11 protein-coding genes and 1 pseudogene are annotated in these 16,094 nt (G+C 56.5%); 5 read left to right on the top strand and 7 right to left on the bottom strand.

Features of this window, described 5'->3' with window-relative positions:
- Positions 1 to 73: 73 nt before the first annotated feature.
- From JD108_RS16120 to JD108_RS16110, 3 genes are read right to left on the bottom strand one after another with little or no spacing between them, the layout of a single operon-like run.
- Entirely contained in the window at positions 74 to 889 is an 816-nt protein-coding gene (locus tag JD108_RS16120) for a hypothetical protein (RefSeq protein ID WP_198827037.1), read from the bottom strand.
- On the bottom strand, positions 882 to 2,513 hold the full coding sequence (locus JD108_RS16115) for a hypothetical protein (RefSeq protein ID WP_198827036.1): 1,632 nt from the start codon (positions 2,511 to 2,513) through the stop codon (positions 882 to 884). The genes JD108_RS16120 and JD108_RS16115 overlap by 8 nt, the downstream gene beginning before the upstream one ends.
- 9 nt (positions 2,514 to 2,522) lie before the next feature.
- The gene (locus JD108_RS16110; RefSeq protein WP_198827035.1) at positions 2,523 to 3,788 is read right to left on the bottom strand and encodes an O-antigen ligase family protein; all 1,266 of its coding nucleotides are present in this window, start codon (positions 3,786 to 3,788) and stop codon (positions 2,523 to 2,525) included.
- Positions 3,789 to 3,957: 169 nt separating this feature from the next.
- Here JD108_RS16110 and murJ point away from each other — a divergent pair, with 169 nt between their 5' ends.
- Entirely contained in the window at positions 3,958 to 5,523 is a 1,566-nt protein-coding gene (gene murJ / locus JD108_RS16105) for a murein biosynthesis integral membrane protein MurJ (protein WP_198827034.1), read from the top strand.
- Here murJ and JD108_RS16100 read toward each other — a convergent pair.
- The gene (locus JD108_RS16100) at positions 5,501 to 6,874 is read right to left on the bottom strand and encodes a phenylacetate--CoA ligase family protein (RefSeq protein WP_198827033.1); all 1,374 of its coding nucleotides are present in this window, start codon (positions 6,872 to 6,874) and stop codon (positions 5,501 to 5,503) included. The genes murJ and JD108_RS16100 overlap by 23 nt on opposite strands.
- 160 nt (positions 6,875 to 7,034) lie before the next feature.
- Between JD108_RS16100 and JD108_RS16095 the strand changes: the two genes are divergently transcribed.
- Both JD108_RS16095 and ltrA read left to right on the top strand, forming a co-directional pair.
- Entirely contained in the window at positions 7,035 to 8,744 is a 1,710-nt protein-coding gene (locus JD108_RS16095) for a putative polysaccharide biosynthesis protein (protein WP_228728172.1), read from the top strand.
- 534 nt (positions 8,745 to 9,278) lie between these two features.
- On the top strand, positions 9,279 to 10,691 hold the full coding sequence (gene ltrA, locus JD108_RS16090) for a group II intron reverse transcriptase/maturase (protein ID WP_198826346.1): 1,413 nt from the start codon (positions 9,279 to 9,281) through the stop codon (positions 10,689 to 10,691).
- A 113-nt stretch (positions 10,692 to 10,804) separates the two neighbouring features.
- Here the strand turns inward: ltrA and JD108_RS16085 are convergent.
- The 3 genes and pseudogenes from JD108_RS16085 to csaB all read right to left on the bottom strand — a co-directional run.
- A pseudogene (locus JD108_RS16085) lies at positions 10,805 to 11,314 on the bottom strand (GyrI-like domain-containing protein); the annotation flags it as partial.
- A gap of 186 nt (positions 11,315 to 11,500) precedes the next feature.
- On the bottom strand, positions 11,501 to 12,352 hold the full coding sequence (locus JD108_RS16080; RefSeq protein ID WP_198827031.1) for a class I SAM-dependent methyltransferase: 852 nt from the start codon (positions 12,350 to 12,352) through the stop codon (positions 11,501 to 11,503).
- A gap of 72 nt (positions 12,353 to 12,424) precedes the next feature.
- The gene (gene csaB / locus JD108_RS16075; protein ID WP_198827030.1) at positions 12,425 to 13,528 is read right to left on the bottom strand and encodes a polysaccharide pyruvyl transferase CsaB; all 1,104 of its coding nucleotides are present in this window, start codon (positions 13,526 to 13,528) and stop codon (positions 12,425 to 12,427) included.
- A 317-nt stretch (positions 13,529 to 13,845) separates the two neighbouring features.
- Here csaB and JD108_RS16070 point away from each other — a divergent pair, with 317 nt between their 5' ends.
- Positions 13,846 to 14,778, top strand: coding sequence for a 50S ribosomal protein L11 methyltransferase (locus tag JD108_RS16070; RefSeq protein WP_198827029.1), 933 nt, complete (start codon positions 13,846 to 13,848; stop codon positions 14,776 to 14,778).
- Between the two features lie 84 nt (positions 14,779 to 14,862).
- Complete coding sequence (locus JD108_RS16065; RefSeq protein ID WP_198827028.1) at positions 14,863 to 16,038, top strand: thiolase family protein; 1,176 nt, start codon at positions 14,863 to 14,865, stop codon at positions 16,036 to 16,038.
- Positions 16,039 to 16,094: the final 56 nt, after the last annotated feature.

Raw genomic sequence — 16,094 nt, 5'->3', positions numbered from 1 at the left:
TCGCGATGACTGGCCAGAGACAGAAAACATCCCTGCAAGTGACGACAAATTGTCGCCTTGCAGGGATGTTTTTTTAATACAGCAAATACCTCTCCACTTCTTCCGGCGGCTTGATGTGGATGCCGGGATCGTTGTACTTGTAAAACTGGAAGAACACTTGCTGGTCCATCGTGCCGCCCTCCGGCATGGGCAGGATGATCCAGGTCTCGTACTGGCGAATCAGGTGATCCTTTTTTCCAAACCAAAATGTCGTTTTTATCGTCGAATCCTTCAGCAGATACTCCAGATCGGGGCGATCGCCGAGCTGCTGTTTCAAAGGCTCAAAGAGCGGGCTGTTGCTCCCGGCCAGCCACTCCGCACCGGTGATTTTCACCTGGAAGGGGACGCACACGGTGCCGTAAATCTTTTCATCCTTGAGCTGGACTGCCCGATCCAGGAAGGGGTACCAATCCTCAAAGCCGGCGAGCACATCGAACTCCAGCGGAGTCTCCCGCGCTGTCATCCAGGCGTCCTTTACACGCACGTAGCGCTTGTCGCCGAAGCGGTAATACTGATAGTCCTGCCGGGCGATGCGCGCATTGACGTTATAGCCTTCGGGCATAATCACCGTCTTGTCGAACATGCTGGTCGTGGTCCGCGCCATCACCTGGTTTTTGACGTAGCCGGTATACCAGTATTTTTGTGCATCGGGGTTTGTTCTCGCTTGCTCCAATGCGGTTTTCAGCCACGCGGCAGCCGATTCCGTCTGCTCCGGGGCTGTGATGTCCGGCGATGTGCCGTAGTTGGTGGGCGCAAATGTCTTTGGCCCAGACTCGTAGGTGCAGCCTGTCAGCAACGAGGCGGCGGCCAGCACCGACAGGGAAAGCAGCGTGACGGTCCGTTTACGCATGGCGAACCCTCCTTACCATCCCGTATCCGATCAGGCCTGCGAGGAGCAGGGAGACGAGCGGAATGACGGGAATGTTATGCCGTTTGAAGATCAGGATGCGATGCTGGTCGTAGACGGAGGCGATGATTTCGTTCTGCTTGTCGCCATCCACATCTCCTACCCGCACATTCAACAGCGGCATGTAGATCCGCCAGGTTTGCTTCAGGCCGTCCGGCGTGTAGGCAAAGCCGGACAAGTAGCGGGTTTCGTTGGCGCTGACCCAGCTTTTTGCCTGGGCGACGATCTCGGGTTCCGTTTTGCCGCCAATCGCCGCGAAGTTCGTGAAGCGGAAGCTGCCGTCCTTTTCATCGCTGGACCAGAGCACCTCCCAGCTGCCATCTGCCTGGGGCTTCAGGATGTAGGAGGGCTTGTTGGCGAGCAGAAGCTCGTCCGCACCGTCTCCGTCCAGATCAGCCGGTATGAAATCGGCAGTTGCCATCGAGGTTTCCTTGCGCGTCAGGGTGTAGGCTTCGACGGCCGTCCCATCCGGCTCGACAGCGAGCACGCTCATGTGTTCACCCATGACCATCAGGCCTTCGCGACCGTCCGGCAGATTCATGGTGCCGACGATTTTGGTGGCGTTGGTCGTTGCGCCAAACGGCTTGCCTTCATAGGAGCCGCTGATCATTCCCTCGCGGATGCTGAGATTTTCGTACTTGCTGCCCAGCTTGTGGCGAACATCCATGCTGCCGCCGTTTTCCAGCAGTTTGCCTCCGATGTGCTGCAAATCCAGCAGGAGTGCGCGGTACGGGGCCGTCCCCACCTGCAGCATGCCTTCCGCATAGGATTGGCGCTGCACATTGGGCACCAGCTGGTCATTTTTCATCGTGTAGTACGGAAAGCCTGGCGCGTCTTTTGGCATCTTGTCTTTGATCGCGGTCATCGACTCGGCGGAAATCTCTCCATTCGGGATTCGCACCAGTTTTCCGTCCTGCCATTTCATGACGTAGATGGAGATAGGCTCGGTCTGCAAATAGAGCAGCTTGTGGGCCAGAGCTTTTCTCTCTTCCTCGGTTTCCGGCTTGGCCGGTTCCTCTTCCGGCAGCGGCAGCTCTTCCGCATTGCCGTAAGTGATGATCTCTTCTGTGCCGTCACCGTCCACATCGTGGAGTGTGATCGGGAAGTAATCGACCCAGCTGCCGTTGTACAGCCGGTCGGACTCGTACTTCACCGTAAAGTGGCTGAGCGCGTACAGATTCTCGCGGTAAAAGGTGGTGTTCATCACCACTGCGACGAGGACGAGCGCGAAGACCGCCTGCCACTTCAGGCGTCCGTACCATTTTGCCACAAGGGCTACCACCAGGACGGCGATGCCGCCTCCGATGATGACGGCTGCGATCGATTTGACGTCGAGCTGTGTCAACGCCCGGTCCAGGAGCAAAAAGCCGAGCGAAAAGACAAGAATCTGTCTCCGTTCCGCCGGATGGGGCAAAAAGTAGCCGACTGCCAGGAGCAGCAGCAAAGCTAGCAGCGCGATCCAGGAGAAGTCCAGGAAAGCTGGCTTGACCAGGATGTGATAGATCAGGAACAGGGCGATGGCGTACAAGGCCCAGTTCACAAACGACAGGATACCCTTCTGTTTCATGGGCTTAGCTCACCACCTTTTCTCTGTGCTTTGGTCCGCATAGAGCGCCACCAAAAAGCCGCCGAACAGCCAGAAGTATAGCGACATGAACGGCACTTCGAAGATGTTTTCCACCATGTTGTGAAGAGCGACAGCGATCAGGCCGCCGAACAGGCCCAGCACGATGAAAAATTCGGGCTTGCCGATCAATGAGCGAACCACTTTGGAAGCGTAGCGGAAGATCATCAAGATCAGCCCGATCAACAGGCTGACGCCGATCAAGCCCAGCTCGGCGATGCTCTTAAAGAGGTAGCTGTCCGTGTAGATGGTTCCGAAGTGACGGGAACCGACGGCTCCGCCGTGATGACCCAGACCGACGCCGAATAGCGGCTCCAGCCTCATCCGGTCGTAGGCGGTCACCCATCGCTCCAGCCGGCCGGCCTTCATGCTCGCTTCGAGATATTCGGGAGTAAACAGCGTAAAGATCCGGTTTTTAATGGTGCCGATGACAGGCGTGGACTCGGGTACGACGTAATAGAGACCAAGTATCCCGACGATTCCGGCGAGGACGAGGTAGCCTGCCCAGCGCTTTTTCCAGACGTAACAGCAGACGAACAGGGCGACAGCCAGGGCGATCCAGGCACCGCGGGACCCCGTCAGAACGAGCGCCAAAAGGGTCGTCAGGGCTGCTCCGAACCAAATCAGGCGTTCGGTGCGGCCAGTGACATACAACGCAAGCCCGACCGTAATGGGGGCGATCAAGGCCATGTAGCTGCCCAGTACATTGGGACTGGTGACGAAGGAAAAGGCGCGCGTCGTGGTAGACTCTCCTTCTTGCACCCAGCCCAGCGGTGTTTCCACTCCGAGAACCACCTGGACTACGCCGTACAATCCGGCGATAAAGCCGATTGCGGAAAGAACCTTCAACGCTTGAAGGAACTGCTGTTTGTCGGCCAGCAGATAAAAGCCGATAAAAAAGGCGAACATGTACTGATAGACAGCACGAAAGCCCTCTACACTGGCAGCCCAGTTGGTCATATCGGTGACCATCAGCGCGACGCCGAAGACGAGAAAGGCGATGAACGGCTGCTTGATCGCCGGCAGCTTTCGCCCGCCCTGGATATACGCGAAAAAGGCAAAGAGTAAGAGGATGATCAGCAAGCCTTCATCCCACAATGAGGATACGACAGGGATCGGCAAGAACTTTCGCAGGACGTAATCGATGATGGGATAGGCCATCAGCAAAGACAGCCATGTACTAGACCGGCTTCCCCACTTCAACACAGTCTCTCTCATTTGATTTTGAATCCTCCTAGATTGGATTAACTCATCCATTATAATGAATAGTCGTTCGTTGTCGCAAGGCAGTGGGGAAAGTGGTTGGTAGGATCGGGAGAAATGCGATATGATAACAGGTGTATTTTTACGAGGCGGCACGTGCTCATAGAGATGGGAGATTCGATACATGAGTTTGATCAAAACAGCGTCGATGATTGTCGTCCTGACACTCGTCGGCAGGCTACTGGGCTTCTTTCGCACAATCTACGTAAATTCGCTCTACGGAACCAGCGGGGTGGCCGACGCTTTCAATACCGCGGCGCAAATCCCGCTCACCCTGTATTTGATTGTTCCCGGCGCGATCAATGCGGTGCTGATTCCCACCATGCGGGGATTGCTGGAAAAAGACGACCGGACGGGGACGCTCTACCAGCGGATGTTTACGATCGTCCTGATCGTTTTTGCCCTCCTGTCGGCGCTGGGCATCGTGTTTGCGAGACCGATCGCCATGCTGCTGGGCGCACAGGATGTCACGTACCCGCTGGCCTCTGATCCAGGGGTCACGATCAATGCGCTCGACCTGACGACGGAATTGCTCCGCTGGATGTGGCCGTCCGCCATTTTTATCGGACTGGCCGGTCTGTGGTCCAGCGTAAACAACGCCCATCAACATTTCTTTACGCCGACGCTGGCTACCGTGGCCAATGGAGCCGTCGTGATCATCGCCATGTATCTGCTCGTTCCCGTATACGGGGCGTTGGGCCTGGCGATCGCGACGACGCTCGGCTACCTCGCCGCCATGCTGCCGATGCTGGTCACGCTGAGACAGTTCGATTACCGGCACCGGCTCGCTTTTGGCTGGAAACAGGATCAATCCTTGCGGGAGATGGGGGAGCGTGTCATCCCGATCTTGATCGGCGCGGCCGTGGCACAAGCCACTTCGCTGTTGGAGAAGAACTTCGGAAATGGCCTGGGAGAAGGAAAGGTGACGGCTCTCACCAATGCCAACCAGCTCGTGCAGATGCCGATGGCGATATTCGTCGGAGCCTTCACCCTGCCGCTGTTCCCCCTGCTGGCCAGCTATGTGAAGCGAGGAGAGATGGAGCGGATGAAAGAAACGCTGCAAAAAGGGCTGTCCTACCTGCTCATCCTGCTGCTCCCGGTCTCGGTCGGGTTCATCGTTTACGCCGAGCCGATCATCCGCCTGGCGTTTAACAGGGGCGCATTTGACGAGCATTCCGTCATGCTGACGGCCTGGGCTTTGCCTTTTTACGGCTTGGCGCTGTATGGATTGGCAGCGCGGGATTTGATTACGAGGGCGTTCTACGCGCTGGAAAATACGCGGACGCCGGTCATCGTCGGAGCGATCGGCATCGGGGTCTACGCTTTGGCCAACTACGCGCTGATTCCCCTGCTGGACCACGGCGGGATCGCCCTGGGCACGGCGATATCGGCATTCAGCCAGGCGGCGCTTTTATACCTGCTGCTATGGCGCAAAATCGGCACCCTGATCCAGCGGAGCTTCCTCTGGACAGTGGGCAAAACCCTGCTCGGATGTGCTTTGATGGCAGCGGTTCTGCTCGGGGTTGATCCCTGGCTGTCCGCTTTGCCGCTGTGGCTGTACATGCTCCTCGGCATCAGCGGAGCGGCTCTGGTCTATTTCGCCGCGCTGGCGCTGCTCAGGGAGCCGCTCGTCTCCGAATTGCTGATGAGGGTGGCAAAAAAGGGCGCTAAACGCGCGGACTCGCCGTAAGCGGACATTCGCGGATCGCGTATCTCGTCTTGCCGGAAGCGGCGGGGGGGATGCGGTCGACGTACTCCACCCGGACGTCCACTTCGCCCAGAGCATCCCGGATGCCGCTCAGGACGCGGGTCTCATCCTCTGTCCGATAGCGCTCCGGGTGCTTGACCAGGCGGAGGGTGAGGCGGTCGGGAGCGTGCTGGACAAGCTGAAACGTCCGGAAGCTCTCCAAGCCCCGGATCAGATGATTGATAAAATGACCGTGAACAAAAGAGCCCTTCAAGGAGACGAACATGTCATCCACGCGGCCGTCGATCTCCTGGATGACCGGATAGCGGATGCCGCATAAGCAGGTCTTTGGCGAGAGAGCCAGCACATCGCCGAGCTGGTAGCGCAGCCTGGGCATCACGCGGTTGTACAGGTCGGTCACCAGCAAGGCACCGGCTTGCCCCACAGGCAGCGGCTCGCCAGTTACTGGGTCGACTACTTCGAGATAGCAATTCTCGCTAAAAGCGTGCATCCGTCCCGCCGGGCACTGATAGGCGATGATCCCGCCGTCACGGGCGCCGTACTCGTTGACGACCGGCGCCTGAAAGGCTTCTGCCATCACCTGCCGCTGGTGATCCAGCAGCGTCTCTGCCGTCGAGACGACAGCTTTCAGCGGAACGCCGAGACGGAGCCCTTTTTGCAGCATCAATTCGGCAAACAGGGCGAGGGCGGAGGCGTAGCCGTACAGATAGGCGGGGCGGAACCGGCGGATGAGCCCGACATGCGACAAGATCTGGCGTTCGTCCAGATCATAGGCGGAGATCATCACTCTGTTTTTTAGCCATCTTTCCTTCAAATAATAACGGTGGGCTTCCTTTTGATTCAGTTCGATCGGGGACCCCCAAATCATCACGGAGGGATCGCCGATGCGGATGCCGTACCAGGACAGGCCGAGCCAGCGGGCTGCTTCGTAGCGCTCCACTGTTGGCCGGTCGAGGAAAAAGCGGGTCGGCTCCCCGGTCGAGCCGCCCGTGCGGTTGGCGATTAATTCGGCTGGGTTTGCGCCTTCCATCAGAAAACGGTGCGAATTCTCGCGAAATTGGCACTTGTCGAGCAGGGGGATGCGCTGCAAAAAGCGCTCCGGCTCCTCCTCACTCGTCCGCCACTCCTCGGCAAACTCCGTATACGCCGGCACTTTTTGCACGGCGTGATCCAACAGCTGTTTCAATTTGCTCGTCTGGCGCTTCCGCAGCGCTTCGGCCGGCAGCTGCTGGGCTTCCCGGAGCTCTTGCAGGTAGGCGCGGGTGCGGTTCTGCCGGATGAGCTCCATCAGCGGCCACTGTACGTTGCGGATCAGGGAACCGGTCAGGGGCAAGCGGATTCTCCTCCTTTTTTCGGCAGGACAGGCATAGCTGCCCGCGGGCATCTTTTTCCTCATTATTCCTGCTGAAATGGGACCCTATACCTGTTTGCCAGCGGCGGCGATTGATAGTAGGATAGAGAGTGGATTTATCCGCACGGGCGGAAGAATCTGCATGAACGACCAGCGGCCGCAGGAGCGGCTGCGACTGAGCCATTTACCACGTATGTACAAGGAGCTTTCCATGGTGAAAAATAGCTTTCTCGCCGGTGCCTTTATACTGGCGTTTGCGGGAATCTTGTCTAAAGTAATCGGCATGTTTTACCGCATCCCCCTGCAGGAGATCGTGGGCGACAACGGTTTGGGCCTCTATCAGGAAGTCTATCCGCTCTATCTGACCTTCCTGATTCTGGCGACGGCCGGTGTGCCGGTGGCGCTCTCCCGCGTGATCGCCGAAGCGCTGGCGGAGGGGAAACGGGGAGCGGTCAGTCAGATCCTGGCCCGCAGCATGGTGCTGATGGGAGGAATCGGCCTCATCCTGTTTGCCATTCTGTACCTGAGCTCGCCCCTGATTGCAGGGCTGATGGGGAATCCGCATCTGGTCGAGCCGATCCGGGCGATCTCTCTCTCGCTACTGTTTGTCCCATTGATCGCGGTGATTCGCGGATTTTTTTACGGGCATCAAAAAATGATGTACGTCGGCTTGTCTCAAATCGTGGAGCAGTCCCTGCGGGTTGCTTTTATCCTGATCGCTTCCCTCTACCTGGTCTCCCTCGGAGAGGATACGGACACGGTGATCACCGGCGTCAATTTCGGAACGATGATCAGCACCATGCTCAGCCTGGTTTTCCTCGCCTTTCTGCTCTGGCTGCACAGGCGCAAACAGCCGGCGGCATCCGTTTCTGTCAACCGGGAGTGGAAACGGCTGAATTGGTGGTATGATCGGGAGTTTTTCCTGTCCATGTGGCGGATCGCCTGGCCGATCTGCATCAGTGCGCTGGTGATCCCGATCTTCAGTCTGGTCGACTCCTTCTTGGCGATTAATATTTTCCGCTACGTCTGGCATGTGGACGGCCTGACGGCGGATACCTGGTTTGGCATTTACAGCAGGGGGGGCCCGCTCCTCCAGATGGCCAGCCTGTTCGGCTCGTCCATCGCGCTGTCGATCGTCCCGGCGATTGCCGAAGCCAAGCGGCAGGGGGATGTGGAGCGGGTGCAGACGCTGACAAAGCTGTCGCTGCGCTTTGCCTGGCTGATCGGCTTGCCCGCGGGGCTGGGCCTGACGGCGGTGGCGGAAGGGGCGAACCTCGCCCTGTATGGAGACATCGAAGGAACAAAGGCGATGGCCATTCTCGGCGTCAGTGCCATTCCGCTCTCCCTGCTCCTCGCGACCAACGGCATTCTGCAAGGTCTCGGCAAAGAAAAATGGCCGGCGAAAAACCTCGTCTGGGGCGTTTTGATTAAAATTGCCGCTACGCTTTTGTTTACATCCCTGATGGGCATCGAAGGGCTGGCCGTTTCCTGGCTGGTAGCCACCTCGATTGTTTTCCTGTTGAACATCCGTTTAATCGGTAGACTGGTTCGCATCGAGATCCACTGGAAGTTCGACACCTTGTACCCGCTGTTCGTCTCCAACCTGATGCTGCTGCTGGCGTGGGGCACGACAGAGGCTGTCGGATACCTGCTCCACTGGAAGGCGCGCATGCTAGGCGCCGCGGAAACCGTGGCAGGAGTCGGTGTCGGGCTGATCGTCTACCTGGGGCTGCTGCTGATCATACCGCTGATTCACGAAAAGGAACTGGATTGGCTCCCCGGCGGCGGCAGGCTACGCACGTTTATGAACGCCCTGCGGCGGAAGAAGCCGTCTTCGTCTGATTTGCGTTAGCTGTCACCCATCGATTGCCATGCCAGTGGCCGCGTACAGATAATGAGTCTGTTGTGACTCGGGTGTATACTTCGATCAGGCTCCTGGCAAAAAAGGCTCCTATCCTCAAATGGATAAGAGCCTTTTTCCCGTGCGCCACGCATGGCGACTAACTAGGCGGTGAAAGTCCGCTGTGGGGGCTGGTAGTGGCCAACCACTAGCCAAGAGCAAGGGTGTCCACCGTGAGGTGGAATCTGAAGGAAGCTGGAGGCAAAATCCCGGCCCGAGGAACACGAACATCATCAGGCATATGGAATGGGACAAGCTTGCGAGACAAAGCAAAGTCCAATACACTACACGGACATTCCGGTGTAAATGATGCGGGTATATGGGAGGAAAGTGAGTCGTCTTACCGTGGGAGGTCTCATGGACGTGAGAAGATGACATTCGAATCACGGTTGAAACAAGATTTATCATGAGAAGTCAGCAGACGCCATAGTACCTCGAGCAGTCGACGGCTTGAGGGAAGGGCTGAACCTTAGGAGGTGGTCGTCAATGAATGTTACCGAAACAGGAGATAAGGGCAGCCAACTTCCAACGGAAGGCTCACCGCAAAAGAATAGTGCGGAACACGAAGGATATGCGGGAGTGCACGTTCCTGAGAGGATAGCTGAAACCGACGACACCAACGCAAACGAGTCGAAGGAAAGGTTACTTGAGAAAATCATAAGCAGAGACAATTTGAACGAAGCGTTCAAAAGAGTCAAAGCGAATAAAGGTTCACACGGAATCGACGGGATGGGCGTAGATGAACTTCTACAATATCTCAAAGAAAACGGTGAAACCATCAAGGAACAAATCCTGGCGGGCAGATATCGCCCAAATCCCGTTCGAAGGGTAGAAATCCCAAAAGAGAACGGAAAGAAAAGAAACCTGGGCATCCCAACGGTGGTTGATCGAGTAATCCAGCAGGCAATTGCACAAATGCTCACGCCGATCTATGAGCAACAGTTCTCGGACAACAGCTTCGGGTTCCGACCCAAACGAAGTGCCCACCAAGCCATAAGGCGCAGCCAGCAATATATTCAGGAAGGCTACCGCTATGTTGTGGATATGGATCTAGAGAAATACTTTGACACCGTCAACCAAAGCAAGCTCATTGAAGTACTCTCAAGAACGATTAAGGACGGACGAGTCATTTCACTAATTCATAAATATCTTCGGGCAGGAGTTGTCGTGAAGCACAAGTTTGAGGAAACAGAAGTCGGCGTACCGCAGGGCGGGAATCTGAGTCCAATTCTCAGTAATATCATGCTGAATGAGTTGGACAAGGAGCTGGAGAAGAGAGGACACAAGTTTGTGCGATACGCAGATGATTTACTCATCTTCTGCAAGAGCAGACGAAGTGCCGAACGGACACTAACCAACATTCTCCCCTACATTGAAAAGAAGCTGTTCCTAAAAGTAAATCGGGAGAAAACCGTGGTGGACCTAGCCATTCGAGTGAAGTTTCTGGGATTCTCATTCTACAACCAACGAGGGCAAGTGAAAGTCCGCATCCATCCCAAATCCATCGCCAAAATGAAAACAAGAGTGAAGGAACTAACCGCAAGAAGCAATGGCATGGGAAATGAAGAGAGAGCCGAAAGGCTCAGACGCTATATCATGGGATGGGTCAACTACTTCAAGATTGCGGATATGAAGAACCTGCTCCAAACAACGGATGAATGGATGAGAAGAAGGATTCGAATGATCTACTGGAAACAATGGAAACGAATAAGGACAAAATTCGAAAAGCTGATCTCGTTTGGAATCCCAAAGTTCAAGGCATGGGAATACGCAAATACAAGAAAGAGCTACTGGAGAATCTCCAATAGCCCCATCCTCGCGAAAGCCCTCGATAACAACACCATTAAAGGCCTCGGATTTCTTTTCTTCTCAGATTATTATCGACAAGTGACTGCGTGAACTAAGGAACCGCCGTATACCGAACGGTACGTACGGTGGTGTGGGAGGTCGGCTACTCAACTAATGGGTAGCCCCCTACCCGATTTTTCTTGGTCTGTCCTGCGCCTGGCTGCCTACGCGCCTTTTCGCTTCGTGACCGGTATCCAGATTTCGCTCGCAAACGTCGGCGAGCTGATGTCTTTCTGTTCATTCCACAAGATTTCCGGCCCGTCCGCCAGCTCGTAGCCAAAGGAGGGGAACCATTCGGCGAAGATGCGTCCCCAGATGTTTTGCAGCGTGTCCGGAAACGGTCCGACCGCTGTGAATACAGCCCAGGTAGAGGCCCGGACCTCGAGCGATGCCAGATGATCGGGGCATGCCTTGGTTGTCGCCGCTCCGATGTAATGATCGAGCTGGCCATTGTCCAGCCGGCCCTCGGAAAAGTTGACGGACGCACTGATCAGTCCGCGCGGCTCCACATTCGAAAGCTGCTTGAACTCGCGGATCGCCTCTTCATTCAATCCTTGCCACATCTTCGCAATCTCGGGATTGACCCCATGGTAAATCAAAGGGACCCTTTTCATGATCCCCACGATCCGAAAAGCCTCTTTTTCCACGATCCGATAATTCATTTCCTGACCTCCCGTCTGTTTACAACATAGCAGAAAGGAAATGTCTCCATCCGACAATGCTTGCACGTTTTTGCAGGGTGAGCGCATCCTGCCCGGAAGCCTGCAGCTCTCTTTTGTTCGTGCGGCGATCCGATAAAAAAGTCTCCCGCTTCTCATGGAAAAGGGGGAGACTGCTGCATACGCTGACGTGGAATATCCTTATGCTCTTTTTTGATACACGCAGACCACCATTTTGACGAAAAACTCGCGCAGGATCGGCAGCTTGGCGAGTCCCGCGGTGATCTCCCGCAGCGGCACCTCGCGCTGGTAGACGGCGGGATGCTGGACGCCTTGCTGAATGCGCCGGAAGCGCTTGATCGTCATCTGATTGATATAGGCGATCGTGTCGCGGCCATCCGGGGTTTTGCCAAAGCGGAAGGAGATCCGGTCCTGGCCGTCCGGCAGGTCGCGAACCAGCTCCTTGTAGGCGTCGATCAATGCCTGTTCGGAGAAAAAGGCATGCACCCACGGAATCCCGATTGCATCCGAGAGATGGGCCCCGTAGGGATGGTAGTAGGGCGGAAAATTGATGTAGAGATGGCCGCCGGGCTTCAGGACGCGGAAGCATTCTTCCAGGGTCTTCTCCGGCCGATCCACATGCTCCATCGCATCATTCATGATGATCGTGTCAAACATGTCGTCGGCAAATGGCAGCTCGGCAGAGTCGGCTGTCAGGAAGCGGACGCGGTCCGCCAGGCCTTTTTCGCGGGCAAAGGCATTGCCTTCCTCCGCGTAGTGCGGCACGATGTCGATCCCGATCATTTCCTTCGGGCCGTAGGTGCCGTAGTAGCACGTCTTTCCGCCGCCGCCGCAGCCGATGTCCAGCACCGTTTTGTCACGGAACATCTGCTCCTGGGTGTGGTAATCCAGAAAAAACTGAATCGTCTGCTCCCCTTTTTGAAACTGCCACTCCGTGTAGCTCATCCGGCCGTCATTAGCCAGGTTGAAAGGGTGCACCGGCAGCGGAAAAAAACGGTTGAGACGGAGCAAAAGTTGAGAGGATAGAGACATGGGAGAGTCCTCCTTTCGGGCATTCGGACAAAAGGAGCCCTGCTGTGACCATACATCCCGGCAGGGCTCTTCTTATTTCTTTCGATGCAGAGCCTGAAGCACCAGCTCGCTGCTTTTCGCAGCTTCCCGGGACAGGGTGAGCGAGTGCTCCCGGATAATCGCTTTCTCCTGATTCAGCCGGGCGATGCGTTCCTCCAGCAATGGAAGCAGGCGCGACTCCTCCAGCTGCGTGATGTGTCCTGCGCTCGGCATGCCGGCACGTTCGACAAAACGGTCGATTTTGGGATCGTAGGAGATGCCGGTAAACGGCGTTTGCAGCATGCAGGCCAGGATAAGAGAATGGAGCCGCATGCCGACGACGTAATCGCACTGTTTCAGCACGGACATGATATCGTGAAAGGTGACGGCTTCGTCCAGCAGCTGGGCGCCTGGCCTGTCCATCATGCCGATGATCTCGCGGGAAGGAGCGAGATCGCTGGGAAAGTGCATGGGCAAAAACAGCACATTCCACCCTTTGGCGATAAACAGGTCGGAAGCGCGCGCGATCACCTTTTTAAAGGCTTGCTCCTGTTTCCAATCACGGACCGAGATCGCGACCAACGGCTTGCTCAAATCAGCAAACAAGCCTTGCAAGAGCTCGCGTCCCCGCTCATTGGACACATCGTCGGGCGAGATGGTCATGGCGGGATCGGCCGTCACGTAGATGGGGGCTTTGGTTACCCCGCAGGCTTGAAAATCATCGCCGGACTCGAAATCGCGAACCGTGATGATGTCTACGCGATTCACGACTTGCTTGATCAGCGTGCGGCTGATCGGTTTGAGAATCGGGCCGAAGCCTTGCGCGTAGAAGACGACTGGCTTGCCCAGCATTTTGGCGATAGTCACGATTCCCAGATAGTAGAGAACACTGCGCGGACTGGTGACGTCCTGCATCAGCGTCCCGCCGCCCATCACCAGCATGTCGCTTTTCATCAGCTCGCGCACGATGACCGGGAGGCTCCAGCGATTGTACGCCGGGATCCCAAACAGGGAAGTTGTCCGCTCAGGCTGATTGGACAACACGGCCAGAGAGATATTCGGTTGTTCCCGCCTCAGCGCGCTGATAATGCCGTAGAGGACCACATCGTCTCCGGCATTGTTGAAACCGTAATACCCGGAGATGAGTATACGCGACATGGAGTGAACCTTCTTTCTATATCAAACGTACAGGAAAAACACATTCTCAAGTATAATCGAGTAAACGAGGGGAAGTAAAGCCGCCTTAGAACAGATAGAGGAAGCCGGCGGCAAACATCCCGATGCCCAGAATGATCAAGGCGATCATGACCGCGAGCAAGCCTTTGTTTTTGCGTCGGCGATAGAAAAATTCATCAAACATTTGATACCTCCAGAGTGGAAATGAGTCCATTATTGTATCATATCATTAAAGTCCTGTTTCTGGCTATTTTCAGAGACAAGAGAAAACGAGAGATAAAGGAGATCGCTATCAGGGAATGGAACGGACATGGATAAAGTATACATTGCTGGTAGACCGCGACATCGAAGAGACATTCGTCGGCGAGGTGCTGGAATCGCCGTACACGCTGGGCTGGGTCGAGCCGCAGATCGAGATATTGACCACGGAAAACGGATACGACTACGCCGAAAATACGGAGGGGCCGGTCATCGTCTACCTGTTTGAACCGATACAGGACAGCCGGGAGGAGCACGAAGCCAGGCTGCGGGCGTACATCGGCCCGTGGGGCGAAGCCGTGAGCGTGGACCAGGCGGAAGCGGTAGCCGAAGAACATGATTCCTGGCGGGAAGAATTTCGCGAGGTCCGGGTGGGAGACTGGTGGATCGCGCCCTCCTGGACGATGAGCGAGGAGTTGCAGCAGGCGGACAATGTGCTGTGGATCGATCCGGGGGCCGCTTTCGGAACCGGCTACCACGGGACGACACAGGATATTTTGAAGCTGCTCCAGGAGTGGACGCCGCGCGGCAAGCGCGTGCTGGATATCGGCGCGGGCTCGGGCATCCTCTCGCTGTTCTGCGTCAAAAACGGAGCGGCGAAGCCGGTCTGGGCCGTAGACATCAATCCGCAGAGCGACTACCAGATCCGCGTGAACGGAGCCAATAACCAGCTCGCCGATGAGGATGTCCGGATCTTGATCGGGGACGCATCCGATCCCGCGGTCCAGGCCGCCTTGCCCGCAGAGGTAGACCTGATCCTGCTCAATATCGGCGGAGACGAAGACGTGGAGATGCTGCCCGTCGTAGACAAACATCTCGCCAGGGAAGGCCAGGTGATTCTCTCCGGGATCGTCGAGTGGAACCGCGATCACGTCGTGGCCGCCTACGAGCGTGCCGGCTTTTCGCTGGTTGCGGAAAAAAGGAGCGACGAGTGGGTCACAGTCTACATGGAAAGAGGCGAGGTTTTGGCCTGACTGCAACACTTATCACACTTGTAACAGCTTTGTGTCAAAATGGTGGGGAAGCCAGATAGACATTTCCTGAGGAGGAGAAAGCGAATGGAGCAGGTAGTGATTGTAGGTGCCGGGCGTACCCCGATCGGTACGTTTGGCGGTGCATTGAAAGATGTAAGCGCTCGCAAATTGGCCGAGACGGTCATCAAGGGTGTCATCAGCAAGGCGAACCTCGACCCATCGCAAGTCAATGAAGTCATCCTGGGGAATTGTATTCAGCGCTCGGACGAACCCAATATCGCGCGCGTCGCTGCGCTGGATGCCGGTCTGGGAAAAGAAGTGACCGGCTTTACGGTGCAGCGCCAATGTGCATCCGGGATGCAGGCGATTGCCAGCGGGGCCGCGCAAATCATGCTGGGGGAATCGGAAGTCGTCATCGCGGGCGGGGTGGAGAGCATGAGCAATGCCCCTTACGTCTTGAAAAATGCCCGCTGGGGAAAAAGGCTGACACACGGAGAGATGACCGACAGCATGTGGGAGCTTTTGACCGATCCGCATCACGGCATCCTGATGGGCGAGACAGCGGAGCGCCTGGTGGACCGCTATGGCATCACCCGGGAAGAGCAGGATGAAATCGCGCTGCGCAGCCAGCAGAATGCGATCCGGGCGATCGACCAAGGCTTTTTCCGCGAAGAGATCATTCCGGTGTCGGTAAAAAAGCGGGGCGGAGACGTCCTCGTCGATACCGACGAGCATCCGAGGCGGGATGTGACGCTGGAAGCGCTGGCTAAGCTGAAGCCGGGCTTCCGCGGGAATGGAACCGTCACGCCGGGCAATTCCTCGGGACTCAATGACGGCGCATCGGCCGTGATCCTGATGAGCGAGCGCAAGGCGAAGGAAGCGGGGCACACGGCGCTGGGGAGAATCGTCTCCTACGCCTGGGCCGGCGTCGAGCCTGATCTGATGGGCTACGGGCCGGTTCCGGCAGTGAAAAAAGCCCTGGCCAAGGCAGGCCTTACGCTAGCGGACATCGATCTGATCGAAGTGAATGAAGCCTTTGCCGCCCAGTATCTGGCGGTGGAAAAGCTGCTCGAACTGCCGCGCGAGATCACCAATGTGAACGGGAGCGGAGTGGCGCTCGGCCATCCGGTCGGGTCGACAGGCTGCCGCATCGTCGTCACGATGCTGCACGAGATGCACCGCAGACAATCGCGATACGGGCTGGCCTCTCTCTGTGTCGGCGGCGGTATGGGAATGGCCATGATTATCGAGCGGATCTAGGCGAAAAGTGCCCATGCCGGTTTAAAAGCGGCGCCCCCTGTTAAAAATGAGAAGCA

This window comes from Brevibacillus composti, from assembly GCF_016406105.1.
Lineage (GTDB): Bacteria > Bacillota > Bacilli > Brevibacillales > Brevibacillaceae > Brevibacillus > Brevibacillus composti.
This window is presented reverse-complemented; position numbering and strand designations above follow the sequence as displayed.

Coding starts and splice junctions, on each gene's coding strand:
- JD108_RS16120 (WP_198827037.1), bottom strand. CDS start 889: ATGCGTAAACGGACCGTCACGCTGCTTTCCCTGTCGGTGCTGGCCGCC.
- JD108_RS16115 (WP_198827036.1), bottom strand. CDS start 2,513: ATGAAACAGAAGGGTATCCTGTCGTTTGTGAACTGGGCCTTGTACGCC.
- JD108_RS16110 (WP_198827035.1), bottom strand. CDS start 3,788: ATGAGAGAGACTGTGTTGAAGTGGGGAAGCCGGTCTAGTACATGGCTG.
- murJ (WP_198827034.1), top strand. CDS start 3,958: ATGAGTTTGATCAAAACAGCGTCGATGATTGTCGTCCTGACACTCGTC.
- JD108_RS16095 (WP_228728172.1), top strand. CDS start 7,035: ATGAACGACCAGCGGCCGCAGGAGCGGCTGCGACTGAGCCATTTACCA.
- ltrA (WP_198826346.1), top strand. CDS start 9,279: ATGAATGTTACCGAAACAGGAGATAAGGGCAGCCAACTTCCAACGGAA.
- JD108_RS16080 (WP_198827031.1), bottom strand. CDS start 12,352: ATGTCTCTATCCTCTCAACTTTTGCTCCGTCTCAACCGTTTTTTTCCG.
- csaB (WP_198827030.1), bottom strand. CDS start 13,528: ATGTCGCGTATACTCATCTCCGGGTATTACGGTTTCAACAATGCCGGA.
- JD108_RS16070 (WP_198827029.1), top strand. CDS start 13,846: ATGGAACGGACATGGATAAAGTATACATTGCTGGTAGACCGCGACATC.
- JD108_RS16065 (WP_198827028.1), top strand. CDS start 14,863: ATGGAGCAGGTAGTGATTGTAGGTGCCGGGCGTACCCCGATCGGTACG.